28 protein-coding genes are annotated in these 25467 nt (G+C 69.4%); 10 read left to right on the top strand and 18 right to left on the bottom strand.

Going from position 1 to position 25467, the window contains the following annotated elements:
• Positions 1 to 206: 206 nt before the first annotated feature.
• On the top strand, positions 207 to 371 hold the full coding sequence (locus tag ACWF7A_RS39825) for a hypothetical protein (protein ID WP_452255681.1): 165 nt from the start codon (positions 207 to 209) through the stop codon (positions 369 to 371).
• A gap of 2 nt (positions 372 to 373) precedes the next feature.
• On the opposite strand, the gene ACWF7A_RS39820 is transcribed toward ACWF7A_RS39825, so the two are convergent.
• Entirely contained in the window at positions 374 to 964 is a 591-nt protein-coding gene (locus ACWF7A_RS39820; RefSeq protein ID WP_452255680.1) for a hypothetical protein, read from the bottom strand.
• Positions 961 to 1320 carry a nucleotide pyrophosphohydrolase gene (locus ACWF7A_RS39815; RefSeq protein ID WP_452255679.1) on the bottom strand — a complete coding sequence of 120 codons (360 nt, stop codon included), beginning with the start codon at positions 1318 to 1320 and terminating at the stop codon, positions 961 to 963. Before ACWF7A_RS39815 ends, ACWF7A_RS39820 begins: the two co-directional genes overlap by 4 nt.
• Positions 1321 to 1407: 87 nt before the next feature.
• Here ACWF7A_RS39815 and ACWF7A_RS39810 point away from each other — a divergent pair, with 87 nt between their 5' ends.
• Positions 1408 to 2208: an NmrA family NAD(P)-binding protein gene (locus tag ACWF7A_RS39810; RefSeq protein WP_452255678.1), complete on the top strand. Its 801-nt coding sequence runs from the start codon at positions 1408 to 1410 to the stop codon at positions 2206 to 2208.
• On the opposite strand, the gene ACWF7A_RS39805 is transcribed toward ACWF7A_RS39810, so the two are convergent.
• From ACWF7A_RS39805 to ACWF7A_RS39795, 3 genes are all read right to left on the bottom strand, one after another.
• Positions 2181 to 3092 (bottom strand): hypothetical protein, encoded by a 912-nt coding sequence (locus tag ACWF7A_RS39805; protein WP_452255677.1) that lies wholly within the window; start codon positions 3090 to 3092, stop codon positions 2181 to 2183. The two genes, ACWF7A_RS39810 and ACWF7A_RS39805, sit on opposite strands and share 28 nt — an antisense overlap.
• A 174-nt stretch (positions 3093 to 3266) precedes the next feature.
• Complete coding sequence (locus ACWF7A_RS39800; protein WP_452255676.1) at positions 3267 to 4166, bottom strand: helix-turn-helix domain-containing protein; 900 nt, start codon at positions 4164 to 4166, stop codon at positions 3267 to 3269.
• Between the two features lie 105 nt (positions 4167 to 4271).
• A complete protein-coding gene (locus tag ACWF7A_RS39795) occupies positions 4272 to 4904 on the bottom strand; it encodes a hypothetical protein (protein ID WP_452255675.1) in 633 nt (210 codons plus the stop codon).
• 114 nt (positions 4905 to 5018) lie between these two features.
• On the opposite strand from ACWF7A_RS39795, the gene ACWF7A_RS39790 reads away from it, so the two are divergent.
• Positions 5019 to 5912 carry a hypothetical protein gene (locus ACWF7A_RS39790; RefSeq protein ID WP_452255674.1) on the top strand — a complete coding sequence of 298 codons (894 nt, stop codon included), beginning with the start codon at positions 5019 to 5021 and terminating at the stop codon, positions 5910 to 5912.
• Here ACWF7A_RS39790 and ACWF7A_RS39785 read toward each other — a convergent pair.
• The 6 genes from ACWF7A_RS39785 to ACWF7A_RS39760 form a co-directional block, all read right to left on the bottom strand.
• Positions 5909 to 8539 (bottom strand): ATP-binding protein, encoded by a 2631-nt coding sequence (locus ACWF7A_RS39785; protein WP_452255673.1) that lies wholly within the window; start codon positions 8537 to 8539, stop codon positions 5909 to 5911. The two genes, ACWF7A_RS39790 and ACWF7A_RS39785, sit on opposite strands and share 4 nt — an antisense overlap.
• A complete protein-coding gene (locus ACWF7A_RS39780; RefSeq protein ID WP_452255672.1) occupies positions 8536 to 9372 on the bottom strand; it encodes a metallophosphoesterase family protein in 837 nt (278 codons plus the stop codon). The genes ACWF7A_RS39785 and ACWF7A_RS39780 overlap by 4 nt, the downstream gene beginning before the upstream one ends.
• 8 nt (positions 9373 to 9380) lie before the next feature.
• Positions 9381 to 9767, bottom strand: coding sequence for a hypothetical protein (locus tag ACWF7A_RS39775; protein WP_452255671.1), 387 nt, complete (start codon positions 9765 to 9767; stop codon positions 9381 to 9383).
• Complete coding sequence (locus ACWF7A_RS39770; RefSeq protein WP_452255670.1) at positions 9764 to 12142, bottom strand: AAA family ATPase; 2379 nt, start codon at positions 12140 to 12142, stop codon at positions 9764 to 9766. Before ACWF7A_RS39770 ends, ACWF7A_RS39775 begins: the two co-directional genes overlap by 4 nt.
• Positions 12143 to 12297: 155 nt before the next feature.
• Positions 12298 to 12654 (bottom strand): peptidase inhibitor family I36 protein, encoded by a 357-nt coding sequence (locus tag ACWF7A_RS39765; RefSeq protein WP_452255669.1) that lies wholly within the window; start codon positions 12652 to 12654, stop codon positions 12298 to 12300.
• A 40-nt stretch (positions 12655 to 12694) separates the two neighbouring features.
• Positions 12695 to 13504, bottom strand: coding sequence for a DUF72 domain-containing protein (locus ACWF7A_RS39760; protein WP_452255668.1), 810 nt, complete (start codon positions 13502 to 13504; stop codon positions 12695 to 12697).
• Between the two features lie 17 nt (positions 13505 to 13521).
• Here ACWF7A_RS39760 and ACWF7A_RS39755 point away from each other — a divergent pair, with 17 nt between their 5' ends.
• Entirely contained in the window at positions 13522 to 14271 is a 750-nt protein-coding gene (locus ACWF7A_RS39755; RefSeq protein WP_452255667.1) for an arylamine N-acetyltransferase family protein, read from the top strand.
• Here ACWF7A_RS39755 and ACWF7A_RS39750 read toward each other — a convergent pair.
• The gene (locus ACWF7A_RS39750) at positions 14226 to 15926 is read right to left on the bottom strand and encodes a glycoside hydrolase family 5 protein (protein ID WP_452255666.1); all 1701 of its coding nucleotides are present in this window, start codon (positions 15924 to 15926) and stop codon (positions 14226 to 14228) included. The two genes, ACWF7A_RS39755 and ACWF7A_RS39750, sit on opposite strands and share 46 nt — an antisense overlap.
• An 88-nt stretch (positions 15927 to 16014) precedes the next feature.
• Between ACWF7A_RS39750 and ACWF7A_RS39745 the strand changes: the two genes are divergently transcribed.
• The gene (locus tag ACWF7A_RS39745) at positions 16015 to 16575 is read left to right on the top strand and encodes a helix-turn-helix transcriptional regulator (protein WP_452255665.1); all 561 of its coding nucleotides are present in this window, start codon (positions 16015 to 16017) and stop codon (positions 16573 to 16575) included.
• Positions 16572 to 17867: an FAD-dependent monooxygenase gene (locus tag ACWF7A_RS39740; protein WP_452255664.1), complete on the top strand. Its 1296-nt coding sequence runs from the start codon at positions 16572 to 16574 to the stop codon at positions 17865 to 17867. Before ACWF7A_RS39745 ends, ACWF7A_RS39740 begins: the two co-directional genes overlap by 4 nt.
• Here the strand turns inward: ACWF7A_RS39740 and ACWF7A_RS39735 are convergent.
• Positions 17788 to 18546: a DUF72 domain-containing protein gene (locus tag ACWF7A_RS39735; protein WP_452255663.1), complete on the bottom strand. Its 759-nt coding sequence runs from the start codon at positions 18544 to 18546 to the stop codon at positions 17788 to 17790. The genes ACWF7A_RS39740 and ACWF7A_RS39735 overlap by 80 nt on opposite strands.
• Before the next feature lie 72 nt (positions 18547 to 18618).
• On the opposite strand from ACWF7A_RS39735, the gene ACWF7A_RS39730 reads away from it, so the two are divergent.
• The 3 genes from ACWF7A_RS39730 to ACWF7A_RS39720 are packed head-to-tail and all read left to right on the top strand — an operon-like array spanning position 18619 to position 19837.
• Complete coding sequence (locus tag ACWF7A_RS39730) at positions 18619 to 18906, top strand: type II toxin-antitoxin system Phd/YefM family antitoxin (RefSeq protein ID WP_452255662.1); 288 nt, start codon at positions 18619 to 18621, stop codon at positions 18904 to 18906.
• Entirely contained in the window at positions 18894 to 19301 is a 408-nt protein-coding gene (locus ACWF7A_RS39725; RefSeq protein WP_452255661.1) for a PIN domain-containing protein, read from the top strand. The genes ACWF7A_RS39730 and ACWF7A_RS39725 overlap by 13 nt, the downstream gene beginning before the upstream one ends.
• A 20-nt stretch (positions 19302 to 19321) precedes the next feature.
• A complete protein-coding gene (locus ACWF7A_RS39720) occupies positions 19322 to 19837 on the top strand; it encodes a DUF2199 domain-containing protein (protein ID WP_452255660.1) in 516 nt (171 codons plus the stop codon).
• On the opposite strand, the gene ACWF7A_RS39715 is transcribed toward ACWF7A_RS39720, so the two are convergent.
• Positions 19776 to 20318: an HAD domain-containing protein gene (locus ACWF7A_RS39715; RefSeq protein WP_452255659.1), complete on the bottom strand. Its 543-nt coding sequence runs from the start codon at positions 20316 to 20318 to the stop codon at positions 19776 to 19778. The genes ACWF7A_RS39720 and ACWF7A_RS39715 overlap by 62 nt on opposite strands.
• A gap of 59 nt (positions 20319 to 20377) precedes the next feature.
• On the opposite strand from ACWF7A_RS39715, the gene ACWF7A_RS39710 reads away from it, so the two are divergent.
• Positions 20378 to 20704 (top strand): hypothetical protein, encoded by a 327-nt coding sequence (locus tag ACWF7A_RS39710; RefSeq protein ID WP_452255658.1) that lies wholly within the window; start codon positions 20378 to 20380, stop codon positions 20702 to 20704.
• A 51-nt stretch (positions 20705 to 20755) separates the two neighbouring features.
• Here ACWF7A_RS39710 and ACWF7A_RS39705 read toward each other — a convergent pair whose 3' ends face one another.
• Genes ACWF7A_RS39705 through ACWF7A_RS39690 form a run of 4 tightly spaced genes read right to left on the bottom strand, consistent with a single transcriptional unit; the run spans position 20756 to position 25449 of the window.
• Entirely contained in the window at positions 20756 to 22864 is a 2109-nt protein-coding gene (locus tag ACWF7A_RS39705; RefSeq protein WP_452255657.1) for a 3-hydroxyacyl-CoA dehydrogenase NAD-binding domain-containing protein, read from the bottom strand.
• Positions 22861 to 24132, bottom strand: a complete 1272-nt coding sequence (locus ACWF7A_RS39700) for a thiolase family protein (RefSeq protein WP_452255656.1) — start codon at positions 24130 to 24132, stop codon at positions 22861 to 22863. The genes ACWF7A_RS39705 and ACWF7A_RS39700 overlap by 4 nt, the downstream gene beginning before the upstream one ends.
• A gap of 34 nt (positions 24133 to 24166) precedes the next feature.
• Entirely contained in the window at positions 24167 to 24616 is a 450-nt protein-coding gene (locus ACWF7A_RS39695) for an ABA4-like family protein (RefSeq protein ID WP_452255655.1), read from the bottom strand.
• Positions 24613 to 25449, bottom strand: a complete 837-nt coding sequence (locus ACWF7A_RS39690) for a hypothetical protein (RefSeq protein WP_452255654.1) — start codon at positions 25447 to 25449, stop codon at positions 24613 to 24615. Before ACWF7A_RS39690 ends, ACWF7A_RS39695 begins: the two co-directional genes overlap by 4 nt.
• Between the last annotated feature and the right edge of the window lie 18 nt (positions 25450 to 25467).

Raw genomic sequence — 25467 nt, 5'->3', positions numbered from 1 at the left:
ACTGCACTGGTTACGGTGTGGGAGAGTAGGTCGCCGCCGAACATAATTTGCCCTGCGGGTCGAGCGCCACAAGCGCTCCCCGCAGGGCTTTTTCATGTCTGCGTGCATGTGGCCCTGTGTTCATTGAGCGGCTGACCGGGTGATGAGACCCCGGCGAGCGGGTGACGTGAGTCAAGCTCGGGTTGTTCCTCCCTACCGTGATCGTCATGAACGAGCAGTGGGTAGGGGAGGCACCTTTGCGGTGGCGAGCGCGCAGGAGGCGGGGCAGGCACGCCCGCGAGCCCGCGCCGTCATCGCAGTCGGTCCTGCCCGCAGTGCTCGGCGTCGTGCTGCTGGTGTGCCTGATCCTCCTCCTGCTGACTTACCTCTAGTCCTAGCGGGACTGCAGCGCGTCGAGCGCCACGGCCTGAGCGATCACGAGCCGGCGGTCGACGCCAGGATCCTGGATCTGGACCAGGTAGTGGTCCCGAAGCCAGGTCTTCTTGTCGACGCTGAACACGGGCGCGCCGTTCTCCGTGACGAAGTCAAAGTGATACCGCATGGGGAACGGCGCATCTCCGACGATCGGGATCCACTGCCACAGCCGGCGAAAGCCCGCGAGGAACCTGTTCCGCTCCGCCCCCGTCGCCTCACCGAGACCCGGCTGCTCGAGGTGCCAGGTCGACCGCAGCAGAGACTTCGCGAAGTTCTTGCGGAACAACCCGATGGACCTGCCCTGCCCGTCCGTCACGTCGTAGCCGCTGCCCAGATCGATCGCCTTGCGCGCGTTGAACTCGAACAGCACCTGGCTCTTCGACGGGTCGGTGTAGATCGTGACCCGCTCCTTGATCTTGAGCCTCTTCTGCTCGGCGAAGCCGACCAGAGCGCCCGGCCGGCCGTTGTCGTCGACGAAGACCTCGTAGCGGTTGACCATGAACGTGACCTTCTGGTGCACGTGCAGTGCCCGCACGTTCTGAAGACTCACAGCTCGCCCTTCTCCACTGGAACCGGTGTCAGGCTCCCGGTCGGGAACCGCCGCTCGTTGCGATCGATCTTGGCGAACGCGGCCTCGACGAGGTCGACGCCGAGCTTGTCCGCCAGCCTGGTGAGGTAGTGCATCACGTCCGCGAGCTCGTCACGCACGTTCCACGCGAGATCGGGGTCCTTCATCGCGTCCTGGGCCTCTTCGGGCGTCAGCCACTGGAAGAGGTCGGTGAGCTCGCCGACCTCCGCGGACAAGGCCATCACCAGGTTCTTGGGCGTGTGGTAGCTGTCCCAGTCGCGGGCAGCGGCGAACGCGCGCAGGGCGTCCCTCAGGTCCACGAGATCACGCTGACTCATGACCACTACCTACCACGTGGACGAACGAGCAAGAACAGCGGCTGTTGAGGCATGGTTCGTCCGCGTCAACGTTGATTAGCTCTAGTCATGTCCACATCGAGCGCACTCAACCCCGACTCCGTCCTCGTGCTCGGCGCCACCGGCAAGACCGGTCGCCGCGTCACCGACCTCCTCGGCTCCGCCGCCCGTCCGGCGTCGCGGTCCGCGTCCACGAAGTTCGACTGGGCCGACCCGGACACCTGGGAGCCCGCCGTCGCCGGCACCACCGCCGTCTACGTCGTGCCGCCGGAGAACCCCTTGCTGCTGAACGACTTCGTGGGCGTCGCCGTGAAGGCCGGCGTCACGAGGCTCGTGCTGCTGTCGATGCGCGGTGCACCCGACGACGACCCGTTCGAGGCGGCGGTCAAGGACTCGGGTGCGGAGTGGACGGTCCTGCGGCCCACCTGGTTCATGCAGAACTTCGACGAGGACATGTTCGCCGGGCCCGTGCAGCAGGGTGAGCTCGCCGTCCCCGCCGGGCAGGGCGTCCACCCGTTCATCGACGTCGTCGACATCGCCGAGGTCGCCGTCGTCGCACTCACCCAGCCAGGCCACCACGGGCGGACCTACGACCTCAGCGGCCCCGAGGCGTTGTCGTTCCCCGACGTGCTGGCGCGGATCAGCGAGGTGACCGGCAAGCCTGTGCGGTACGTGGACATCGCGGCGGAAGAGTTCACCGAGGCGTTGCGGGGACACGGCTACTCCGACGAGATCGCGGACCTCGTCACGATGCTGGTCGTGCTCATCCGCGAAGGCAAGGAAGCACACGTCGCCGACGGGGTGCAGCGGGTCCTCGGGCGTGAGCCGCGGACGTTCGCCGACTACTTGGGCAGCAGCAAGTTCGCCTGAAGGCCGCGCGTGCCCTCGTTCGTGATGACGGCTTCGCAGAGTGCGCGCCCCGTGCGGGCGCGCCACTCCTGCGCCATCTCGCAGTAGCGAAGACCCATCGCGTACGTGAGCTGTCCGATGCACTCGCCTTCGAGGAGCACCTCGAGCGTGTGTTCGCCGGTGTTGGACCCTTTGACTATGCGGGAGTCCCGGAGCTCGGCGACGACGTGGACAGGCGTGCGACCGTTGACCACGCGGTGCAGCACGTGCTGATGGGCTTCCTCGCCGACGACGGCGACCTGCTGTTCGGCGGGCAGCGTCGGCGCCGTGCCGAGCGCCTCGTGGTCCAGCAGCAACAGCCGCGGGACACCGAGATGCAGGTGCACGCCGTAGTGGGAGCTGCTGCCGACGATGCGGGCGGGACACGACCCGACCTCGCCGAGCTCGGCGAGGTCGAGCAGCAGCGGCTGGTACTCGGCGGCCTGCTCGCTGCGCAGGTAGCCGGCGGTGACCGCGGTGCCGTCACCGCGCAGCAGGTCGACCCGCACCGCCGGACGGTCGTGGCGGCCGGCGGACTCCGGCACGAGCACCGCCGTCGCCGGGACGAAGGTGTCGTCCGCGGACGTCGAGAGCCTGACCACCTCGGCGATGGCGTCCTGGTGGTGGGCCTCTCCGACGATCGAGACCCGCCCGGCCGTCGACAGCCGGCGAAGGCGTGAACGGGTGCGTGCCGGGACGATCTGCTCGGCCGTGTTGTTCTTCGTGCCGATGAACATCAACCCGAACAGCGCGAGACCGATGACGAAGCCCAGAGGGCCGAAGGCAACGGTCAGAACCAGCGCGAGCACGGCGACAGCGATCAAAACGGCGGCAGGCGAGGGTTCTGTGCGTTGCTGCATCGTCATGGGGCATCCTCACGACTCGGCGACCCGTCACTCTCAGTGTCGGGTACGCCGGGCGATCCGTTTCACAAATCGCTCGTTTGGCCCAGTGGGATGGTTTGGAGACTCCAGCCCGTGACCAGAATCCGGGTGGTGTTGCGGACCGGCGGTTCCTGGGCACGACTTCCCAGGTCGTGATCAGTTGACCAGGGTGAGGCGTGCACGTCCTCTCGGTCCCGGTTCTCCGCCACCCGGCAGCGCGGTCAGCACGAGCCCGAACACCAGCCCGTTCAGCTCCTCCAGGCCCAGGTTCAGCTCTTTGGCCACGTGCAGCGGTGTCGTGCCGTTCTCGCGCAGGACCTTGAACACCTTCGTGAGGAGCTTGGAGGTCTCGCGGCGCGTCATGCCGCCCGGCACGAGGCTGTGGACGTTCGCCCACTTCGTGAAATGGTCCCTGCCGACGTGCCAGTGCCGGTGGTCGGTGCCGGGCAGTTGCCGTTGGGGCATCAGGAACTCGGCGGCGAACTCCTGCGGTTCGTCGTGCCCGAGCAGCACAGCGAGCTGGACCGCGGCGTCGAACCGAGCTTGCTCCGGCGTCGCCACGGGCGCGAGGAAGACGAACGGCGTCCCGTTGTGCCAGCAGGAGAAGGCCACCTGCTCGACGCAGTCGACCGGCAACGAGAACACCCGCACACCGTGGGACTCGAGCAGCTGCACCATGTTCGGCGCCGGCCCGGTCGCCAGCCGCCACGCGTCCCGCACACCCTGCGGCGACGTGCGAGGCGGAGGCAGGTTCGGCTGCGGCAGCACGAACAGCCGGTCCAGCCACCCGTTGAACTCGATGGCGAGCTGCGCCGCCGCCGTCACCTGGGCGTCGTGCGGCGCGTTCTGGGGCCGAGGCGGCTCCGGCGCGGACAGGAACTCGGCCGGGAAACCGAGCGCTCCCGCGAGCGACTCGACCGCGGCCGGCTTGGGCCTGCGCTCCCCGCGCTCGTACTCGCCGATCGCCCGGGCCTGCACGCCCGACTTCCGCGCCAGCTCGGCGGCGGTGAGTCCGCGCCGGGTGCGGGCGAGCGTGAGTCGCGAGGGCGTGAGCATGATCCGGTCATTCTCGCTGGCGGCGCAGCGGACTGCCAGGCGGGTCCTGATGCACCGACCGGACCGTTATGTCGCGCCCGCGTGACCTGCGGACGCGGCCTCGCGCTAACGGCGGAGCGCGATGGGGAAGTCCACCTCCTCCGGACCGTCCACGTTGGGAGCCTTGAGCTGGGGGAACTCCATCGGCGGCAGGGGAATCCGATGCGCCCAACGCTCGATGATCTGGTTCTGCGGCGTCGGCTCCGGCTGCGACACCTCGCGCAACACCACGAGCCGATCCTCGAGCTGCAGCGGATACGTCACCAGGAACCACAACTTCAGACCCTCGGTCCGCACGTTCTCGAACAGCGCGAACTGGTCGTGGTCGTTGTCCCGCATCATCGCCGCGATGGCAGGCCCCTTCGCGTAGTCACTCCGCAACGGCGCCTCCGTCGACCCGGTACCCCGGTTCCCCTGGAGGGTGCCGAGCAGCACCGGCCGCGACGGGTGCTTGATCAGCCCCGCGTTCCAGTGGTCGAGGCGCTGCCACCCCTCCGCCGCCAGCAGCTGCCGCAACGTGCCCACCCGGTGGATCCAGTCGAGCAGGCCCGGCGCGTTGGTCGGCCCGAACGGCGGCGAGGCGGCTCGCGCGTCTATCCCGGCGGCGATCGCGCGGTCGAGGATCGCGAGGCGCAGGCCCAGGTCGGCGAGCTTCTCGTCGGTGGTGGGGGTGAGCTTGCGGAAGGCGGCGTTGGTCATGGGCCGACGGTAGCGACGGGGTCTGACATTTTCGGAAGCGGCGTTCGTGAATGTCGGGCCGAGGTGATATTCATCGTTGATCGGGAGACCGATCGTGAACGGTGAGGTGGGGCAGTGGGCCGGACCGCATATGTGTACGTGGGGGAGCAGTCCGCCGAGAACTTCGGCATCGGCAAGGACCAGGCGGTGTGGGGGTGGGAGACCTCCGTGCTCGACCGCAAGGACGGGTACGACGCCGCTGGGTCACTCCAGCCCGGTGACGTGCTCGTACTCGGGCACAGGGCTCCGGGTGGCCCCCGCACCACCGAGGAGAACTGGCTGCGGGTGCGGATCGAGGAGGTCGCGGTCATGGAGATCGTCAGGCCGCTGTACGACTCGGCCGACGAGGTCTGGCCGGACAAGCCGTACCCGCATCGCGTCGACGTGCGCTTGCTCGACGTGCGGCATCATCTCGGCGTCGGTGAGCTCGGTCATCGTGGGATGGGCGCGCTGCGCATGTCAGGGTGCCGGCAGGGCGCCCCGATCGTGCTCGCCGACCAGGACGAGGTCGAGCTGCTGGGCGAGCCCGATCCGGAGGACCTGGATCTCGACGACGAGTTCGAGGGGGACGTCGACGGCGTCGCCGCGGTCACCGTTCGGCGGGAGCAGGCATGGCTGAAGAGGATGGTCTTCGGTAGCAGGCCGATCATCGCCTGCGAGCTGTGCGGGGAGGCGATGCCACGGAGGCTGGTGCGGGCGGCCCACATCAAGCGACGTGCGGACTGCACCGACGCCGAAAAGCGTGACTGGCGGAACATCATGGCCGCGTGCACGCTCGGCTGCGACGATCTGTTCGAGCACGGGTTCGTCTACGTCGACGAGAGTCTGCTGATCCAGGCCGGACCGCCGGCTCAGGGGCTCGAGAGCGTGCAGGCGTTCATCGAGCAACGCCTGGCCGGCCGGTCCGTCAAAGACCCGGACGGTGCCAGGGCGCCCATGTTCGAGGCGCACCGGCACCGCGTCCTCTAGGCCGCCACCGGCGTGAGCTGGTGCAGCACGTCCCGCTCACCCAGCCGCTCCTGCGCCCACTCCGCCACCGCCGCGTCCTGCGCGAACAGCACGATCTGCCGATCCGCCGACAACTGCAGCAGCAGGTCCAGCACGGCACGGGTGCGGGCGTCGTCGGCCTGCACGGTCACGTCGTCCAGCAGCAACGGACAGGCCTCGGTGGCGAGGTGCTGCGCCAGGGCCACGCGCAGCAGCAGGTAGATCTGTTCCGCGGTGCCGAGGGACAGGCGCGAGGCCTGGTGCCACGCGTCGGAGGCCGCGCACACCTGCACCGTCAGCGTCGACGGGTCCACGGCGGCGTCGACGTAGCGGCCGTCTGTCACCGACGGGAGCCACGTGCGGAGGGTGTTCTCCAGAGCCGGGGCGATGGTGCTGTGCACCTTCTCTCGCGCCGCGGTGAGGTAGCGGGAGGCGAGGTCGATGGCCTCCACCTCGGCGGTCACCTCGGCGAAGACCGCGGTGGCCGCCGCGAGCGCTTCCTCGGCGTCCGGGACGCTCGGCAGGGTCCGCGCCAGTTCGGCGACGGTGGCTGCCAGGGAGTCCGCGCTCGGAGCGAGGGCAGGGTCCACTGCCTCGCAGGCCGCGTAGCGGGCGGCCGCCTCCAGCAGGGTGGCGTGATGGGTCTGGGCCGCCGAGTGGGTGGCTTCCAGGTCGTCGAGGGTGCCGGACGCGATCAGGGACTGGAGCTCCGCCCACGCGTTGCGCTCGTCCTCGGCTTCGCGCAGCAGGCGGTCCCAGTCCCGTTGCCACTCGGCGATCGCGCGCAGGAGGTCTTCCGGGCGGTCGCCGGTGCGGCCGATGGTGGTGACGGCTTCGCGCAGCAGGTCGAGGGCCTTGGTGTGGGCGGCCGTTGCCTCGGCGACGGTGGCTTCGGCCAGGCGGCGGTCGGCCAGGGTCTGGGCCAGCAGGGGGCGTTGGGCCGCCATGGACGCCTGGCGGGCTCGGACCTTGCAGTCCGTTTCGTAGTCCACCAGCAGGTCTGGGACGGTCATCGAGGCGTCGACCTTGCCGCGGGCCGCCAGTTCCACGCGGATGGCCTTCTCGGTGCGGGCCACCTCGGAGACCAGGTCGGCGTGTTCGGCCTCCCAGGCGGGGCGGTTCGCCAGGCGCCACAACGTTTCGCGGTCCGCGGGAATGCCGAGGGACGCGCACTCGGCCAGGGCCTCGTCGTGGATTCGTGCGGCTTCGGCGGCCACCGCTCGTTGGCCTTCTGCCTCGGCCAGGGTGCGGTCTGCGGTGAACAGGACGCCTCTGGCCTCGGTGGCGGTGGCGGCTCGTTCGGCGGCGAAGGCCACGGCGGCCTCGCGTTCGGTGGCGCTGCCCCTCGACATCGCGCCGCCCACGCCGGCCACCAGCGCGGCGACGAGGACTCCCATGGCGGCGAGTTGCTGGCCTGTCAGGAAGAGCAGCACGCCCACCAGTGAGGTGAGGCAGCTCAGTGCCAGCAAGGCGTTGCGCAGGAACGGGTTCGGCACCGCGATCTCCTGCACGCGCGCCGCCGCGACGTCCGCCTCTACCTGGGTTCGTGCCGCGGTGGCGGCGGCCTCGTCCTGGTGCTGGCGGGCGGTGTCCACGTCGATCGACGCCGTGGTCAGGCGGCCACCGGCGGCCGGGTCCAGGCGTGTGGCGAGCCCGCGCAGCGCGGACGGTTCGGCGTTCGTCCGCGGTGACGGACGGCGTTCGTGATGTGCCGCGGCGACAGCGGACGCGGTCGCGTAGGCCGAGGCCACGACGCGGAGCTCGTCGTCCAGCGCGGTCTCGCCGACCGGGAAGTCCGGCATGGCGGCGAGCTCGTTCTCCAACGCCTCCGCGGACGGGCCGGGCAGCACCCGCGGGGTCGGTGCGGCGCGCCACGCGGCCAGCGCGCGGTTCACCAGGTGCGTCAGCTCCTCCTGGGCGGCGAGCCCGGACGGCGGCGAGTCGCCGAAGCGCTCCTGCAGCTCGGTCAGCCTCGCCACCCGCGCCGAGATCGAGTCGAGCGTCGCCGCGTGCTCCTGCACGGCCAGGCGGGCACGAGCGGCGGCGGCCGCGCGGGCCCGTGCGCTCAGTCCTAGGTACCGGGTGTGCTCGCGCTGCGCCACGGCCAGGTCGGTCTCGGCCTCGCGCAAGCGGTTCTGGGCGTCCCGCAACGCGTCCACGGGCGCGGTCAGCCGCTGCAACGCCTGCTCGACCGTGCCGTCGGTGCCCGCGGTCGCCGCCGCGCGGCGCAGGTGGTCCTGCAGACCGTCCGCCGCGTCCAGCACCGTCAGCAGCTGCGCCTGGTCCACGCACGCGGTGGCGGCGAACGACAGGCGGTCCAGCCCGACCCAGCGCGAGCCGTCCGGTGCCAGGTCGGCGTTCAGGTCGCGATCCACCGCGACGACCTCGCCCGACTCCAGCGACACCGTCGCCGCCACCCGCCAGGAATCGCCCTCCCACGGGCGGTGCCGCATCGACGGGTCACCGCACAACGCCGCGCGGATGGCGGCGTGCCACGACGACTTCGCCGACTCGTTCGCACCCGACACCACGGTCAGACCAGGAGCCAACGGCAACGTGCGCTCGTGCAACGGCCCGAACGCGTGCGCCGTGACGGACTCGATCCTCATCGTTCCTCCAACGCCCGCAGGCCGGCCGACAACACGCGGCCGCGCAGCGCCATGTCCAAAGACGGATCAGCGAGCACGTCACGAACGAACTGACCGCGCACGGTCCGTTCCGCCGCGACGGTGTCGAAGTCCAGCAACGGGAACGTCTGCTCCGAGTCCATCCAGCCGAGCGACCGCGACGACGACACGTCGAACACCTCGCGCGACACCGAACCGTCCTCGTTCACCGTGCACAGCACGGCTCCGCGTTCCCCGGTCTCGCCCGGTGTCAGCGGGTCCGGGTTGCCCGGGAACGTGTAGTCCGTGGCGTGCTCCGGCGTGTGCACGTGCCCGAGGAACGCGTGGTCCAGCCCGGTGATCGCGACGTCATCGGGTGCGGAACCGTGGCACAGGGCCAGGTTCACGCCACCGCGGTTCACCGCGAACCCGTCCAGGACGTTCCGCGCCGGGCCGGGCCCGACGTGCGCGGCACCCCACAGCGTGATGCCGTCGGCGAGCTCCACGGGCGTCATCGACTCCGACGAGAACACGTGCACGTTCGGCGTCCAGTCCACCTGCTGGTAGACCGACTGCGGCCCGTACCAGTCGTCGTTGCCCGGGACCAGGAACACCGGCACCGGGCAGTCGAACGACGACCGCAGGAACTCCGCGGTGGACGGGGAGCACCGATCGTGCTCGTACAGGTCACCGGCGCACAACATCGCGTCGACCTCGGATTCCTGTGCGAGGTCCACGATGTGGCCCAGCGTGTCACGCAACGCTTGACGCCGCTCCGGTCCCGCGCTGGGAAAGCGCGTGTCCAGGTGCAGGTCCGCGAACAGCAGCAGTTTCACCAGTGCCCTCAGGTGAGGTCGATGTTGCCGGACAGGGTCAGGGTCGGCTCGAGCGCGCCCGCGACGGCGGTGGTGTCGGCGTGCCAGCCGGTCAGCTCCGCGACGGTCGGGGTCAGCTCGTAGCCGTGGTGCCGGATCGCGCGGCTCAGCGCGTGCCACAGCTGGGACGCGTCGTGCGCCACGTCGGTGTCCACATGGGACGGAAGGCTGATCAGCAGCGCGTGCACGGGCTGGTCGGCGTTGTCCGCGCCGCACGCGCGGGCCACCGACCGCTCCACCGCGGTGCGCAACAGCTCGGCGCAGCACCGGATCCGCACGCCGTCGAGCTGCTCCGGGCGCGCCAGCAGGTTCGCCACGCAGGTCAGCCGATCCTGGACGTCGGAGGGGAGGCTCATCTCTGCAGCCACCCCGCGAGCAGCTCGGTGTCGCGGATCAGCACGTCCAGGTCTCCGGTGTCGCCACCGACCCGGCACGCCAGCAGCAGGTCGACCGCCCAAGATCCGACTACCTCTTCCAGATGTGGCAACAGTTTCGACGGCTCAGCGAGGTCGTCCAGAACGGCCAGCGCGAGCTTCTGCCGGGTCGTGAGCGCGCATTCGAGCACGCGCTCCACCTCGGCGTGAGGTACACCGCGACCGAGCCGTGCGCGGCGGAACCGCGCGTGCGAGGCCGCTTCCAGAGCAGCCCTGCAGCACGACGCCACGAGCTCGGCCCGCAACGCGTCCGGCAGGTCCTCGTCTATCCGCATCGCGCGGGCGTCGGCCAGGCACCGGCCGACCGGGTCGTCGGCCAGCCGCACCTGCACGACGGAGTCCTCGCCGCGGCAGACCTCCCAGACCGTCGCCGAGAGCCGCAACCGCCGCAACGCCTCCACGAGCCGTTCGTCGTGCGTGAAGACCACGACCTGGCGGGTCAGCCCGACGTCGGCGAGCACCTGCGCGAGACCGTCCACCTTGGACGGGTCCATCGCCTGCACCGGGTCGTCGATCACGACGAACCGGAACGGGCTCTCGTCCACCATCGCGCGCGGCAGGAACAACGCGAGCCCCAGCGAGTGCAGCTCGCCCTGGCTCATCACCGCGAGCGCCGAGTTCGTGACGCCGTCGACCGACACGTCCAGCTCGACGTTGCGGGCGCCGCCGAGCCGCACCGCGCCCAGGTCGACGTTGCTCTGCTGGCGCAGCCGCTGCCAGATGCGCTGGGACTCCTTGGCGAACGGCGCGATCCGCTCTGACCGCAGCGTGGCCGCGGTCTTGCGGATCCAGTTCTCCGCCTCCGTCACGTCGGCGAGCACCTCGGCGTCCGCAATCGCTTGCTGCGCCTGGGAATGCCACTCGAACAACGCGATGGCCATCGGCCGCCACACCAGGTCGCGCCGTTCGATCTGCTCGCGGGCGACGGCTTTCAGCTGGTCGACAGCCTGTATGAGGTCTGCATACCGATCGAACACTTCCTGTCGCAGCCGCACGGGGTCGTCGATCGAGGCGCAGTCCTCCCACGCCTGCCAGGCCTGCAACGTCGTCGTCGTGTCGAGCACGCCCTGCGCCTCGGTCAGCACCTCGGGCACCGGCACGCACAACGCCCGCGTGGCCGCGACGGCCAGGTCCAGGCGGTCGGCGGCCTCGTGCAGCTCGGCGGCGGCCCTCGCGAGGTGCTCGGCGCGTTCCTTGGCCTTGCCGAGCCACATCCCGTCGAGCCGGCCGAGATCGCACACCGGGCACGTCTGGTCCCGGTGCGCGTCCTTGGCCGACTCCTGCAGCTGGATCGCGAGCCGCAGGATCTCGCTGCACCGCAACGAGTCCTGCGCGTTGGCCGTCGCCACCGCGGTGACGGCGCCGAGCGCGAGGTCGAGCGTCTCGCGGACCCGGTCGACCTCCTCGTCGGGCGGCAGCGCCACGTCCACGATCTGGTGCAGCAGGTTCGTGCCGCTGCCGACGTCCGCGCCGAGCGCGAGGTCCGCGATCGCGTCGAGGTCGGGGGAGTCGCTGCCGAGCAGCGCGGCGGCCCGGCGGGCGCGTTCGTCCTGCGACGCCAGCAGCTCCGTGCGCACGCGTTCGCGCCGGTCGTGAGGGCGGGCGACGATCTCGGCGAGGCGTTTGCGGTGCTCGGCGAGCGCCTGCTGCGCCTCGGTGATCGCTTCCAGGCCCAGGAGGCGGTGCATCGCCTCGTAGAGGTCCTCGGGCTGGGCGTCGAGGACGGTCCCCAGCTCGCTGTAGGGCAGGAACGGCCGGAACGTCTCCAGTGCCTCGTGCCACCGGCTGTCGTCGAACGGCTGCCCGTCCTGCGTCCACTCGCCCCGCGCCAGGTCGTCCTGCGGCGCCCACTGTCTTCGGATCGTCGTCCTGTTCGCCTGGCAGGCCTGGACGAGGTCCAGCTCGACGGCGGTGTCGCTCTGGTGCAGGTTGCGCCAGCCCTGCTTCCACACGTCGTGCCGTGCACGGGTCCAGCGCGCGTTGTAGCCGGTCAGCGCCAGTTCGGCGGCCTCGGCGAAACTCGACTTGCCCGAGCCGTTGCGGCCGGTGACGACGGTCAGTCCCGGACCCGGTGCCAGCGGCAGGCGTGCCTGCGGGCCGATGCCGCGGAAACCGCGCACCCGGATCTCCGACACGAAGATCCCCTGGCCGGGGCCGTTCGTGCGCTCTCGCGGGGCCTCGTCCGGGGAGGGCACGCCGGCGAGCGTGCGCTCCAGCGCCGCGTCGCCCCGGCACGCCGCCAGCACCAGTTCTGCCGCACGTGGGGTGAGATCGTCTTTGGCCAGTCGCCCGGCCATCAGTTCGAGTAACCCGGCTTCACCCGCCACGGTCACATTTCCTCCAGCTGCCACCACTCGATAGGGCGGCAACTTAGGCACGAAAGGGGACCTACTGGTGAGTACTCACACCATCGAGTGGTGTTGCATAGGGTGACTAAAGTCCGGCGCCGTCGTTAGGGACCCCACACCTGCAGGCCCCTGATCACGAAGTACGCGTCGGGCACGTACGTGCCGTGCTTCGGGTAGGTGGTGAACTCGGCCTCGGTCGAGCAGTTCTCCCGCTGGTACACGGTCGCGTCCCTGCTCAGGCGGTTCGCGAAGGACTTCCCGGTCACCGCGAGCGTGATGCACTCACCCGGATTCGCCGATTCCACGTCGAGGCGCTGGATCGTCCCCGTGTAGTCCGGTCCGGACCACACGCAGAACTCGCCCTTGTCGCAGGTCTTGTCACTCTGCGCTACGGCGATCCCACTGGAGGCGATCGCGCCCGCAGTGATCACCAAGGCGGTGATGAGGCTCTTCGTCGACATGGGCGCACCTCCGTCGGAGAAGAGTGTGCGTCCGTTCGGATCAATCGGCCAGACGATCTTGGAGCGCCTTCGCGTCGCGCGGGGCGTAGGCCTTCGCGTCGTTGTCGAAGTACACGAACACGTCGCCGCGCTCGCGCCACGCCCTGACCTTCTCCGCCCACTGGTCGAGGCCCTCGTCGGTGTAACCGCTGACGTAGAGCTCGTCGTGGCCGTGCAGCCGGACGTAGACGAAGTCGCTCGTCACCTCCTCGATGAACGGGTACTTGCCGGCCGCGTCCGCGACCACCAGCGCGATGTCGTGGCGTGCGAGCAGGTCGACGAACTCCGGCGTGTTGTAGCTGTCGTGACGCACTTCGAGGGCGTAGCGCATCGGTCGTTCGGCGTCCGTGGTCGTGTGCGCCGGGTCGACGCGGTGGTCGTGGCGCTTCGCGATCTCGGCGGCCTCGGTGGTGGTGCGGGGGAGACCCTCGAAGAAGTCGCTGAGCAGGTCCGCGTCGAACCGCAACGTCGGCGGGAGCTGCCACAGGACCGGGCCGAGCTTCGGGCCCAGCGCGAGGACACCGGACGCGAGGTAGTTCGCGAGGAGCTCGTTGCCGTCCTTGAGGCGTTTCATGTGCGTGATGAAACGGCTGCCCTTGACGGAGAACACGAAGTCGTCCGGCGTCTCCGCGGCCCACTTCTGATAGCTCGACGGGCGTTGCAGCGAGTAGAAGGAGCCGTTGATCTCGACCGAACCGAGCTGCTCGCTCAGGTACGCCAGCTCGCGCTTCTGCGTGACGCCCTTGGGGTAGAACACGCCGCGCCAGGGCGGGTAGACCCACCCCGAGGTACCGATCCTGACCTCGCCCATGTGGATATCGTGACACGGTGGACGACTACCTACAGCGCATCGGTGCCTCGAGCACTTCTTCGTTGGCAGAGCTGCACGAACGGCATCTGCTGAGCGTCCCGTTCGAGAACCTCGACACCCACATGGACATCCGGATCGTGCTGGAGGTCCCGTGGCTGTACGACAAGATCGTGGTGCAGCGGCGCGGTGGGTTCTGCTACGAGCTCAACGGCTTGTTCGCGGAGTTGTTGCGGCACTTGGGACATCACGTCGACGTGCTCGCCGCGCGGACGATCGGCGAGAAGCAGCGGCTCGGCCCACCGCTCGATCACATGGCGTTGCTCGTGGACGGCGCGTGGCTCGCCGACGTCGGGTTCGGCTCGTTCACGTTGCGCCCGCTCGAGTGGGAGTCGCGTGAGGACCAGCACGATCCGTTCGGTGTCTTCCGGCTCGTGGACGTCGGCGACGACGTGGAGGTGCTGATGGACGGCAAGCCCCGCTACCGGCTGGACCGCCGGCCGCGCGACCTCGCCGAGTTCGCGCCGACCTGCTGGTGGCACCAGACCGCGCCGGAGTCGCACTTCCGCGCCGGGCCGATGGCGTCGCTCGCGTTGCCCGCCGGGCGGATCACGGTGACGGACAAGAAGGTCGTGCGGACGGAGAACGGCCGCAGGACCTCGACTGACGTCGAAGATCCCGCGGCCGCCTTCCTGGAACACTTCGCCCTGAAGTTCGAGCGGAGTCACTTCCTGCAGAGCAACGCGTCCGGGGTCCTGCGCCAGTTGTAGGCGACACCGGCGATGTGCTCGTCCTGCGCGCACTGGCCCTTGTAGTGCCCGTTCGCCCAGTCGCCGCCCTGGTCCGGCCGGTTGTCACTCCGGTCGAACCACAGCACGCGGGTCTGCGATCCCTGCGCGACCGGGGCGCAGACCAACGTGAAGTTCGCGTAGCCCACAGCGGCGTTGCCGGCGGGGCACTGGAGCTTCGTGTAGCCCGACGCCCAGTCGTTGGTCACGTGCTGCTCGTTGGTGACCCTCGTCGTGCCGCTCCACTGTGGACCGCTGACGCACAGCCCGCGGTTGCCGGTGTGGCTGATGCCGACGAGCTTCTCGTTCTGCGGGCAGGACTCCTTCACCAGCTGGTTCCACCGGGTCTCGTTCGGGATCTGCCCGGTCCGGCTCGGAGCGTTGACGAGACGGTTCCACGCGCCGGCCCGCCAGTCGTCGCCGTCGTTGACGCCCATGCGGTTCCCGGCGGCGTCCCAGTGCAGCAGCGCCCATCCGTTGCCGCCCCGGTTGGTGTGGAAGCCGACCAGCGGCCAGTAGGCGAAGTCGGTGTCGTTCACGACGAGCTGGTTCACGAACCGCTCGAACCAGTCGCGCGCCTTGGGGTTGTTCTCGCCGCGGCCGCCGACGCCGAACTCGCTGATCCACAACGGCGCGGTGAAGTGCTTCTGCGCCTCGGTGATGAAGAAGGCCTGGCGCTGCAGGACGTTGACGTGCTCCTGCGGCGAGAGGTCCTGGTAACGCGGGTCGGTGGTCTCGCCGATTCCCGTCGCCCCGCTGTGGTTCGGGCCCGTGTAGCCGTAGAAGTGCGCGGAGTAGACGAGCTTCGCGGGGTTGGCGAGCGTGTGGCTGAGGAACCGCGCCGGCTCCAGCGTCGGCCGTCCGTGCGCGAACCCGTCGACGGGGATGCCCGTCCAGTTGATGCCCTCGACGATGACGAGCAGGTCGGGCGAGGTCTGCTGGAGGCGGTCGGCGGCCTGCTGGGAGGCCTTGTGCCAGTCGTGGTCGTTGCCCCAGCCCCAGTTCGGGTCGTCCCAGACGTTGCGGCGCACCTCGTTGTAGAGGTCCGCGCCCACCACGCGCTTGTTGGCCTTGTAGCGGTCGGCCATGAACGCCCAGTCGTTGATCCACTGGTCGGTGCTCTGGCTGGTGTTCCAGCGCTCGTTGCCGTCGACACCGCAGCACCACCGCGAGGTCGTGGTGTGGTTGTTGAGGATGACGGCGAGGTTGTTGCGCGTCAGCTCGGCCACGACGGCGTCGTAGACCTCCAGCGGCCGCTTTCCGTTGAGCTGCGCGTCCTTCAGACCGTTGACGGGGTTGGTGTCCTTGATCATCTGGTTGGAGAACGGCAGCCGGATGCTGTTGACGCCGATCTCCTTGAACCCGCTGATGATCGTGGCCATGGTCGCCCGGTCGAGGCCGAGCGGGACCTGGTCGGCCTTCTCGCCGGAGTGGTGGTTGGCGGGGTCGTTGATGTCGCCGGACCCGGTGTAGGTGCCGCTCGCACCGTGCCAGTTGCCGGACTTGAGCTTGAAGCGGTCGCCGTGGGCGTCGACGATCCACCGGCCTCGGGTGCTGAGGGGGCCCGTCCAGGCCGCCTCCTCCGCGTGCGCTTGCACGGGAGCCACGAGACTCGCGGCCAGGAGCAGGGGAGCCAAGACGCGAATCGTTCTCATATCTGAACAACCTAGTTGACAACCGGGGTCCCGAATCAAATACTCGGATCCGATCGATCGGAGTCGAGTGATGAAGAACCCGCTGGGTATGGCGGTGCTAGGTCTGTTGATGGAGTCGCCGTTGCATCCCCACGCGATGGCGGCCACGTTGCGCGAGCGCGGCATGGACCGGTCTTTCAAGGTCACGACGGGTTCGCTCTACGACGTGGTGCGCGCGCTCATGCGTGAGGGGTGGATCGAGGCGCGCGAGACCGTGAAGGTCGGAGCCCGGCCGGAACGCACGATCTACGGGCTCACTCCCTTGGGGCGCGAGGAGTTCACGCGCTGGGTCGATCGGTTGGTCCGCGAACCGCAGCCCGAGTTCCCGAAGTTCCTCTCCGCCGTCAGCTACCTGGGCGCGCTCGGACCCGCCGGGGCCGTGGAGGCGTTGCGGGAACGGGCGGAGCGGCTGCGGGCGTCGTTGGAGGAGATGCGTGGCGGCCATCAGAACGCGCTCGAGCAGGTGCCACGGCTGTTCGTCGTGGAGGTCGAGTACGCGGTGCGGCTCGCGGAGGCCGAGCTGGGGTGGGTCGAGGAGATCATCGGCGACATCGAGTCCGGCCGGCTCGCGTGGCCGGAGGAGGCGCGATGACGGTGCTGGTCGCCGGGGCGGGTCCGGCGGGGTTGATGGTGGTGGCCGAGCTCGCGCTGGCCGGAGTCGAGGTGACCGTGGTCGACGCGGCGCCCGCACGGTTCCCGCATCCGCGCGGGTTCACGTTGTCCGCGCGCAGCCTCGAGTTGCTCGACCGGCGCGGGCTGGTGGACCGGTTCCTCGCCGAGGGACCCGTTGTGCCGTACGGGATGTTCCTGCCGGGCGTGGGTCTCGACTTCTCCACGATGGACACCGATCACCCGTACACGCTCGGCATCGCGCAGAACCGCGTCGAGGAGTTGCTGGAGGAGTGGCTCGCTGAACTCGGCGTGCGTGTGCAGTGGGGGCGCGAGGTCGTGGACTTCGCGCAGGACTCCGATGGTGTCGACGTCGTCGTCGGAGACGAACGCCGGCGCTTCTCGTACCTGGTCGGCTGCGATGGCAGTCGTAGTGCGGTCCGCAAGCGTGCCGGCATCGCGTTCCCCGGCGTGGACGCGACGTCGTGGGGACTGATCGCGGACGTCGAGGCCGACTTCGACGCCCTGGCGACCGGTGAGGTCTTCGTCCTGCCCCGGCCAGGATACGTGCGGATCGTGCTGGACGAGCCGGAACCGCGGTCCGGGCCGGTGGAGCTCGGATACGTCCAGGAGCTGCTGAACGCGCGCCTCGGCCGGGAGGTGCCGCTGGGAAGACCGTTGTGGCTCAGCAGGTTCTCTGACGCGGCCCGGCTGGCCGAGAGCTACGTGGCGGGCCGGGTGGTCCTGGCGGGCGACGCGGCGCACGTCCACCCACCGGCGGGAGCCGTCGGCGTCAACGTGGCGCTGGCCGACGCGATGAACCTCGGCTGGAAGCTCGCCGCGACCGTCTCCGGCCGGGCGCCCGCCGGGTTGCTGCGGACCTACCACGACGAACGGCATCAGGTGGGTGCGCGAGTGGTGCGGACCGCGCGGGCTCAGTCGTTGCTCGGGCGCGAGGACCTCTCGCCGGTGCGAGACCTTGTCACGGAACTGAGCGGCGTGGCAGGCAAGTACCTCGCCGAGCTCGCGACCGGTGTCGACACGCGGTATGACCCTCGTATACCGGGTGACCACCCGTTGCTCGGGCGGTTGGCGCCGAACCTGGCGGTCCAGGTCGGTGGCAGGTCCACCACCGTCGCCGAGCTGCTGCGCCCTGGCCGGCCGGTGCTGTTGGACGAGTGCGGCGGGATGCTGATCAGGCCGGACGGTCACGTCGCGTGGGTGGCCGATCCAGAGACGCGGGACGCGGCGCTTCGGACGTGGACCGGGCCATGAGGCTGAGGGCGTTGCGCGGTGCGGCGCCGTGCATGGTGTTGTCGAAGTAGACGTACGTGTCGCGGTCCCACGCGCTGATCTTCTCGGCCCACTCGTCGAGCTGCTCGTCGTCGTAGGAGCTGATGTACAGCTCGTCGTGGCCGTGCAGGCGCAAGTAGGCGAAGTCGGCGGTGACGGCCTCGATGCACGGGAACGTCGGTGCGTCCGACACGACGTGAGCGACGTTGTGCGCGTGGAGCAGGTCGAAGTAGGCGTCGGTGCGGAACGACTCGTGGCGCGGTTCTAGTGCGTGACGGCCTTGGGGGAGTGCGGCGAGGAAGTCCTGGAGCATGGCGCGGTCGAAGCGCAACGACGGCGGCAGCTGCCACAGGATCGGGCCCTGTTTCGCGCCCAGCGCCAGCGAGCCGGCGAACGCGCTGAGCGGGTCTTCGACGTCGCGCAAGCGTTTGACGTGCGTGATCTGCTTCGGGCCCTTGACGGCGAAGACGAAGTCCGGCGGGGTCTCGGCGACCCACTTGCGGTAGTTCGACGCCGGTTGCGGGTGGTAGAAGGAGCTGTTGATCTCGATCGTCTCGACGTGTCCGGCGAGATGGCCGAGCCACAGTCGTTGGGGGACGCCGCGGTAGAAGTCGTCGCGCCACTCCGGGTAGCGCCAGCCCGACGTGCCGATCCTGATCATGTCGTCCGGGTAGCCCGCCGACGGTGTAGCTACTCCGTAGCGCCTTTTTGGGGATTGAGCTACAGTGGTGGCATGCAGCAGCTCAAAGCCATCGGCCAGCGTGAGCTCCGCAACGACAACGCGGAGATCATGCGGCGCGTCGAGGCGGGTGAGAGCTTCGTCGTCACCCGCAACAACAAGCCCGTCGCCCAGCTCTCGCCGTACCGGGAGGACGCCGTGACCCGTCCGCCGCTCGGAGACGTCCAGGTTCTGTTCGGCACCCTGCCGCCGGTCGACGCGGAGCGGTGGGAGGCCGACCGGCGGGCCGCCGACGAGGTGTTCGGCACGGACGACCCGCTGGACGACCCGTGGCAGAGCTGAGCTGTCTGCTCGACACCTGTGTGCTGATCAGGCTCGAGCGGGCGAACCTGGGCGAGTACGTGAACGCCCAGCCCTACCTGAGTGCCGTCACGATCGCGGAACTCGCGTTCGGGCTCGACACCGAGGACCCGGTCGAGCGGTTCGCGCGCACGGAACGGTATTACGCGGCGCTGCAGACGTTCGAGGTGCTGCCGTTCGGGGTCGAGGAGGCCAAGGTCTACGGGCAGATGGCGTCGCTGGTGCGGCGAGCCGGGCGCAGTCCGCGGCCGCGCAGGATGGACCTGCAGATCGCGGCCACGGCGGCGGTCGCGGGGCTGCCGGTGCTGACTATGAACGTCAAGGACTTCAAGGACGTCGGCCGGCTCGTCGAGGTCGTGCCGATCCGTCAGGCGTGAGCGGTCTCTAGGCTTCCGCCATGACTTCCCCGGGGTTCACCTGTTCCAGCTGCGGTGAGGTGCACGACGGCCTGCCGTTCGCCTACTCGATGCCCGCGCCGGTGTACTGGTCGCCGGAGGTCGCGGACAAGCCGGGCAGCTTCCTCGGCGGCGAGCAGTGCGTGATCGAGAACGAGCACTTCTTCGTGCGCGGCCGCATCGTGCTGCCGGTTCGCGACGCCGAGGAGGACCTCGAGTGGGGCGTGTGGGTGTCGCTGTCGCCCGCGAACTACTCCCGCATGATCGACCTCTTCGAGGACCCCGCCCGCGCCGCGGAGCCGCCGTACTTCGGGTGGCTGTCGACGGTGCTGCCCGGTTACGAGTTCACGACGCTCAACCTCAAGACCAACCTGCACACGCAGGAGCTCGGTGTGCGGCCGTTGATCGAGGTCGAACCCACGAACCACCCGCTGGCCGTGGAACAGCGCGAAGGCATCACGGTCGCGCGGGTGCGGGAGTTCGCGGAGATCGCGTTCCACCAGGGAGGAACGCCCTGATCCGTTCGAGGTGGTCGACGCCGATCCCCTTGCGCGGGTCGACCGGCACCAGCAGCGTGTCCGGCCTGGCGGCCGCCCAGTCCGGGTCACGTGGCTGGAACTCGTCGTCCAGCCACGCGATCGGCCGTGGGCCCGCCCACTCGGTGATCGCCGCGACCTTGCCGTGACAGCCGTCGGTGTGGTCCGAGCCGCGGCCGCCGAAGTCGATCCACTCCAGTTCGGGCAGCCCGATCAAGGGGCCGATGAACTCGTTCGCCTCGTGCTCCCAGGTCGTCGCCCACACCAGGTCCGCGCCGGTCGCGGCGGCGAGCGAGAGCAGCCACGGGCCGTGCGACGGGTCCAGCCACACGCGCAGAGGGCGAAAGAAACCGTACGGACGGATTCGATGCGTGGTGTAGCCGGCCGGACGCCGGGTCGGCTTCGCCATGAACGGGTTCAGCGGGCCGTCGACGTCCAGCAGGATGGCAGGACGCGGGAACATGACCTGATCGAAACATCCCAACGGCTAATGATCCCGTGATTTATCCCGATACGTGACACATGACTGTCACGGACATCGCGGCGTGGGGCACGGCGGACCACGTGCGAGCCGCGCTCGAACGTCACCTCGAAGGCGCGCTGGTAGAAGTCCCCGGAGACGACGAGTCGCCCCGCTGGGCGTTCGGCGAGGCGCTGCGCAAGTCGTTGATGCTGCGCCAGACGCACCCGTTCGACACCGTCGCCATCGGTCTTCCCGACCTGCCGCGCTACCGCGAGCTGGTGGCCGGTTCCGAGGTGACGCTGCGCGCGACGAACATCGACGCCTACTTCATCTGCAAGGCCGGCAAGGCCGAGCTGCACCAGCCGGTGATGGTGCCCGAGGCCTGAAATGTGAAAAGGGGCGCCCTCGGCTGAGGACGCCCCTTCCCGTCACGGCTGTCAGGCAGGCACGGAGGCCACGCCCGGTGCCAGGAAACGCTTGCCCGTGACCTTCTCCGAGATGCCGGTGCGGTCCAGGTACGGCGTGATGCCGCCCAGCCAGAACGGCCACCCGGCGCCCAGGAGCATGCACAGGTCGATGTCCTGCGCCTCCGCGACCACGCCCTCGTCGAGCATGATCCGGATCTCCTCGGCGAGCGCCTCGAGCGCGCGCGTCTTCACCTCGTCACCGGTGAGCGGCGACGAGCCGAAGTCCCACAGCGCCTGGACCTCGGGGTCGACGGTCTGCTTGCCGGTGGAGTCCCACTGCCAGACCGCGCCCTTGCCGGCGGCGACGAACTTCTTCATGTTCTCCGACACCGAGAAGCGGTCCGGGAACGCGCCGTGCATCGTCTCCGACACGTGCAGCGCGACGGCGGAACCGACGAGCTGCAGCAGGATCATCGGCGACATCGGCAGGCCCAGCGGCTCGGTGGCCTTGTCGGCGACCTCGAACGACGTGCCCTCGTCGACCGACTTGATGACCTCGCCCATGAAGCGGGTCAGCAGGCGGTTCACGACGAACGCGGGCGCGTCCTTCACGAGCACCGAGGACTTCTTGAGCTGCTTGCCGATCGAGAACGCCGTCGCGAGCGTCGCGTCGTCGGTCTGCTCGGCGCGCACGATCTCCAGCAGCGGCATGACCGCGACCGGGTTGAAGAAGTGGAAGCCCACGACCCGCTCGGGGTGCTTGAGCTTCGACGCCATGTCCGTGATGGACAGCGACGACGTGTTCGTGGCCAGGATCGCCTCGGCGGAGACGTGCTCCTCGACCTCGGCGAACACCTGCTGCTTGACGGCCAGGTCCTCGAACACGGCCTCGATCACGAAGTCGGCGTCGGAGAACGCGGCCTTGTCGAGCGAGCCGGACACCAGGGCCTTGAGACGGTTCGCCTCGTCCGGGGAGATCCGCTTCTTCGATGCCAGCTTGTCGATCTCGCTGTGGACGTAGCCGACGCCCTTGTCCACGCGCGCCTGGTCGATGTCGGTCAGCACGACCGGCACGTGCAGGCGGCGGATGAACAGCAGCGCCATCTGCGAGGCCATCAGGCCCGCGCCGACGACACCGACCTTGGTGACCTTGCGCGCCAGCGACTTGTCGGGAGCGCCCGCCGGCCGCTTCGCACGCTTCTGCACCAGGTTGAACGAGTACAGGCCCGCGCGCAGCTCGTCGCTCATGACGAGGTCCGCGAGGCCCTCGGTCTCGGCGGCGTAGCCCTTCTCCAGGTCGTTCTCGCGCGCCAGCTCCAGCAGCTCCAGGGCCTTCTGCGCACCCGGCGCCGCGCCCTTGGTCTTGCCGTGCACGATGCCCTTGGCACGCGCGACGGCGGCGTCCCACGCGTCACCGCGGTCGATCTCCTTGCGGGGCACGGAGATCTCGCCGCGCACGACGCCGGACAGCCACAGCAGCGACTGCTCCAGGTAGTCGGCGGAGTCGAACAGCACGTCCGCGATGCCGAGGCCGAGAGCGTCCTTCGGCTTGAGCATCTTGTTCTGGTTCAACGCGTTCTCGAAGATCACCGTCACGGCGTCGTTGGCGCCGATCAGGTTCGGGAGCAGCTGCGTGCCGCCCCAGCCCGGGAACAGGCCCAGGAACACCTCGGGCAGCGCGATCGCGGCCGCGTTCGACGCCAGCGTGCGGTAGTGGCACGACAGCGCGAGCTCCAGGCCGCCACCCATGACCGCGCCGTTGACGAAGGCGAAGGTCGGGATGTCCGAGTCGGTGAACTTCTTGAAGACCTCGTGGCCGAGCTTGCCGATCGTGACGCCCTGCGAGCGGTCCGTGGCCTGCTCGACGGCCGTCAGGTCCGCGCCCACCGCGAAGATGAACGGCTTGCCGGTGACGGCGATGGCGGCCGGCTTCGCCGCGTAGGCCTCGTCGAACGCCGCGCCCAGGGACACCAGCGACTGCGGGCCGAACGTCGACGGACGGGTGTGGTCCAGGCCGTTGTCGATCGTGATGAACGCGACCGGCTTGTCGAGGCCGGGAACGCTGATCAGACGCGTCTTGGCGTGGGTGACGACCTCGTCGGGGAAGATCGCCTTTGCTTCCTCAGCGGTGATGGTCACTTGCCACTCCAGTTCGGGTTCTCCCAGATGACGGTCCCGCCCATGCCGATGCCGATGCACATGGTGGTGAGGCCGTAGCGCACGTCCGGACGCTCGGCGAACTGACGCGAGAGCTGCGTCATCAGGCGCACACCCGAAGAAGCCAGCGGGTGGCCGGTCGCGATCGCGCCGCCCCACTGGTTCACGCGGGGGTCGTCGTCGGCGATGCCGAAGTGGTCGAGGAACGCGAGCACCTGGATGGCGAACGCCTCGTTGACCTCGAACAGGCCGATGTCCTCGATGGACAGACCGGCGCGCTGGAGAGCCTTCTCGGTGGCGGGAACCGGGCCGATGCCCATGACCTCGGGCTCGACACCCAGGAACGAGTAGCCGACCATCCGCATGCCGATGGGCAGGCCGAGCTCGCGCGCGGTCTCCTCCTCGGCGAGGATGCAGCCGGTCGCGCCGTCGTTCAGACCGGCCGCGTTGCCCGCGGTGATCCGGCCGTGCGGGCGGAACGGCGTCTTGAGCTTGCCCAGGTCCTCGACCGTGGTGCCCGGACGCGGTGGCTCGTCGGCCGTCGCGAGGCCCCAGCCGTTCTCCGCGGAGCGGGTCGCGACCGGCACGAGCTCCGGGCCGATCTTGCCGTTCTTGAGCGCGTCGGCGTACTTGGCCTGGGATGCGGCCGCGTAGGCGTCGGTGCGGTCCTTGGTGATGTGCGGGAACCGGTCGTGCAGGTTCTCCGCGGTCTGCCCCATCACGAGCGCGCTGGTGTCGACGATCTTGTCCGACAGGAAGCGCGGGTTCGGGTCGACGCCCTCGCCCATCGGGTGGCGGCCCATGTGCTCGACGCCGCCGGCGATGGCGACGTCGTACGCGCCGAACGCGATGCCGCTCGCGGCCGTGGTCACGGCGGTCATCGCGCCCGCGCACATGCGGTCGATCGAGTAGCCGGGGACCGACTTCGGCAGGCCCGCGAGCAGAGCGGCGGTGCGGCCGAGCGTCAGGCCCTGGTCGCCGATCTGCGTCGTGGCCGCGATCGCGACCTCGTCGACGCGCTCCGGCGGCAGCTCGGGATGCCTGCGCAGCAGCTCACGGATGACCTTCACGATGAGGTCGTCTGCACGGGTCTCGGCGAAAATCCCCTTGGGGCCGGCCTTGCCGAACGGCGTGCGGACGCCGTCGACGAAGACCACGTTCCGAACGCGTGCCGGCGCTGCTGGTGCGGCCACGGCGTCTCCTCCACTTGTGGTGACAACTCTGTCCACTCCGGTAGGGCTGCGCGACATCCCTACCGGTCGGTAACGCCAACTCTAACCCTAGTTACTGGTGAGTAACCACAGCGGTACCCCTGTTCGTTCGGTCACACACTTTGCGGATGATCAGGAACACCGGCAACCCGACCGGCGCCAGCAGGATCGTGATCACCAGAACGGGTGCCATGACCAGCGGGTGGACGTCGAGCCGCCGCCCCTCGAGGTACATCCAGCGCCCGACGAACAGGTCCCACGCGAGCATGTGCGCCCACACCAGCGCCGTGCCGGCGGGCGTGGCGAGGTACTCCGCCAGCGGGCCGAGCTCGGGCCGGGTGACCAGCGGCAGCACCGTGGACAGCTCCGGGACCAGCAGGACGATGTAGATCAGGGCGGGCGGCAGCACGATCAGGTAGGACTCGGCGATCCTCTTCGTCCACGACCACTTCGGCGCGAGGATCATCAGCGCCCAGAACGGCGCGGCCACCAGGAACGTCAGGTCGAACAGCAGGGCGGTCATGCGGAAACGAGCTCCTTCTTCGGTTCACGCGCCCACACCACACCGAGTGCGGTCGCGACGACGATCCCGGCGAGCGCGAGCAGGGTCGTGCCGTCGGGCTGGACGAGGGACTGGCCGCGCAGCGCCTGCCAGGTCACGAGCAGGAAGATCCCCAGGAACGACCCGCTGAGCACCCAGGCGAGCTTCGCGTTGGCGCGGTGGCCGAGCAGTGCGATCAGGACGGGCAGCACCTGAATCGCGTGCATGCCCAAGAAGTGCCCGACCCGCAGGTCGCCGTGCTCGGTGCTCCAGCCGGTGACGGCCATGTACGAGCCGCCGTCGGGCGCGCCGATCGTGTGCGAGCCGAGCGTGTCGCCGTCGAGGGCCTGGCCGGGCTTCGGGCTCGTCATCAGGAACCCGACGCCAAGGCCCAGGAACGAGATCACGAGCCCGAGCCGGATCGACCACGACAGGGCCTCGTTCTCGATCTTCGTGCGCCACAGCAGCACCGCGACGATCGCGTGCGTCACCCACAGCACGACGATCGTGGAGCCCATGATCGAGAACAGCGCCGTGTCGAGTGGCGTCTCGAAGTTGAAGTGGCTGCGCCTGCCGCGGACGACCTGGCCGACGATCACGACCATCTCGAGCGCCCCCGCCGCCGCCAGGACGGTGCCCGCCCACCATCCGACGCGCTGGAACCGCTTCAGGAACGTGAGCAGCCACGCCAGCGTCAGCGAGTAGATCGCGAGCGACACGGCGAACTTCAGCGGCTTGAGCCAGATCGGTGAGTTGACCACGGTCCGGTCGTCGACCAGCAGTCCGACGAGCGCGATCGGGATCAGGACCACCATCAGCCCGCCGAACACGAC

This window comes from Lentzea sp. NPDC055074 (assembly GCF_053608005.1).
Note: the sequence above shows the minus strand (reverse complement) of the source record. Positions and strands in the feature narration are given on the sequence as shown.

What these genes read in the sequence shown, in the direction of transcription:
- ACWF7A_RS39735 (WP_452255663.1), bottom strand. Translation starts at nt 18,546, where the DNA reads ATGATCAGGATCGGCACGTCGGGCTGGCGCTACCCGGAGTGGCGCGAC.
- ACWF7A_RS39785 (WP_452255673.1), bottom strand. Translation starts at nt 8,539, where the DNA reads ATGAGGATCGAGTCCGTCACGGCGCACGCGTTCGGGCCGTTGCACGAG.
- ACWF7A_RS39815 (WP_452255679.1), bottom strand. Translation starts at nt 1,320, where the DNA reads ATGAGTCAGCGTGATCTCGTGGACCTGAGGGACGCCCTGCGCGCGTTC.
- ACWF7A_RS39760 (WP_452255668.1), bottom strand. Translation starts at nt 13,504, where the DNA reads ATGGGCGAGGTCAGGATCGGTACCTCGGGGTGGGTCTACCCGCCCTGG.
- ACWF7A_RS39740 (WP_452255664.1), top strand. Translation starts at nt 16,572, where the DNA reads ATGACGGTGCTGGTCGCCGGGGCGGGTCCGGCGGGGTTGATGGTGGTG.
- ACWF7A_RS39700 (WP_452255656.1), bottom strand. Translation starts at nt 24,132, where the DNA reads ATGTCGCGCAGCCCTACCGGAGTGGACAGAGTTGTCACCACAAGTGGA.
- ACWF7A_RS39695 (WP_452255655.1), bottom strand. Translation starts at nt 24,616, where the DNA reads ATGACCGCCCTGCTGTTCGACCTGACGTTCCTGGTGGCCGCGCCGTTC.
- ACWF7A_RS39765 (WP_452255669.1), bottom strand. Translation starts at nt 12,654, where the DNA reads ATGTCGACGAAGAGCCTCATCACCGCCTTGGTGATCACTGCGGGCGCG.
- ACWF7A_RS39690 (WP_452255654.1), bottom strand. Translation starts at nt 25,449, where the DNA reads ATGGTGGTCCTGATCCCGATCGCGCTCGTCGGACTGCTGGTCGACGAC.
- ACWF7A_RS39795 (WP_452255675.1), bottom strand. Translation starts at nt 4,904, where the DNA reads ATGACCAACGCCGCCTTCCGCAAGCTCACCCCCACCACCGACGAGAAG.
- ACWF7A_RS39720 (WP_452255660.1), top strand. Translation starts at nt 19,322, where the DNA reads ATGACTTCCCCGGGGTTCACCTGTTCCAGCTGCGGTGAGGTGCACGAC.
- ACWF7A_RS39775 (WP_452255671.1), bottom strand. Translation starts at nt 9,767, where the DNA reads ATGAGCCTCCCCTCCGACGTCCAGGATCGGCTGACCTGCGTGGCGAAC.
- ACWF7A_RS39730 (WP_452255662.1), top strand. Translation starts at nt 18,619, where the DNA reads ATGCAGCAGCTCAAAGCCATCGGCCAGCGTGAGCTCCGCAACGACAAC.
- ACWF7A_RS39745 (WP_452255665.1), top strand. Translation starts at nt 16,015, where the DNA reads ATGAAGAACCCGCTGGGTATGGCGGTGCTAGGTCTGTTGATGGAGTCG.
- ACWF7A_RS39800 (WP_452255676.1), bottom strand. Translation starts at nt 4,166, where the DNA reads ATGCTCACGCCCTCGCGACTCACGCTCGCCCGCACCCGGCGCGGACTC.
- ACWF7A_RS39710 (WP_452255658.1), top strand. Translation starts at nt 20,378, where the DNA reads ATGACTGTCACGGACATCGCGGCGTGGGGCACGGCGGACCACGTGCGA.
- ACWF7A_RS39770 (WP_452255670.1), bottom strand. Translation starts at nt 12,142, where the DNA reads ATGGCCGGGCGACTGGCCAAAGACGATCTCACCCCACGTGCGGCAGAA.
- ACWF7A_RS39810 (WP_452255678.1), top strand. Translation starts at nt 1,408, where the DNA reads ATGTCCACATCGAGCGCACTCAACCCCGACTCCGTCCTCGTGCTCGGC.
- ACWF7A_RS39715 (WP_452255659.1), bottom strand. Translation starts at nt 20,318, where the DNA reads ATGTTCCCGCGTCCTGCCATCCTGCTGGACGTCGACGGCCCGCTGAAC.
- ACWF7A_RS39805 (WP_452255677.1), bottom strand. Translation starts at nt 3,092, where the DNA reads ATGACGATGCAGCAACGCACAGAACCCTCGCCTGCCGCCGTTTTGATC.
- ACWF7A_RS39825 (WP_452255681.1), top strand. Translation starts at nt 207, where the DNA reads ATGAACGAGCAGTGGGTAGGGGAGGCACCTTTGCGGTGGCGAGCGCGC.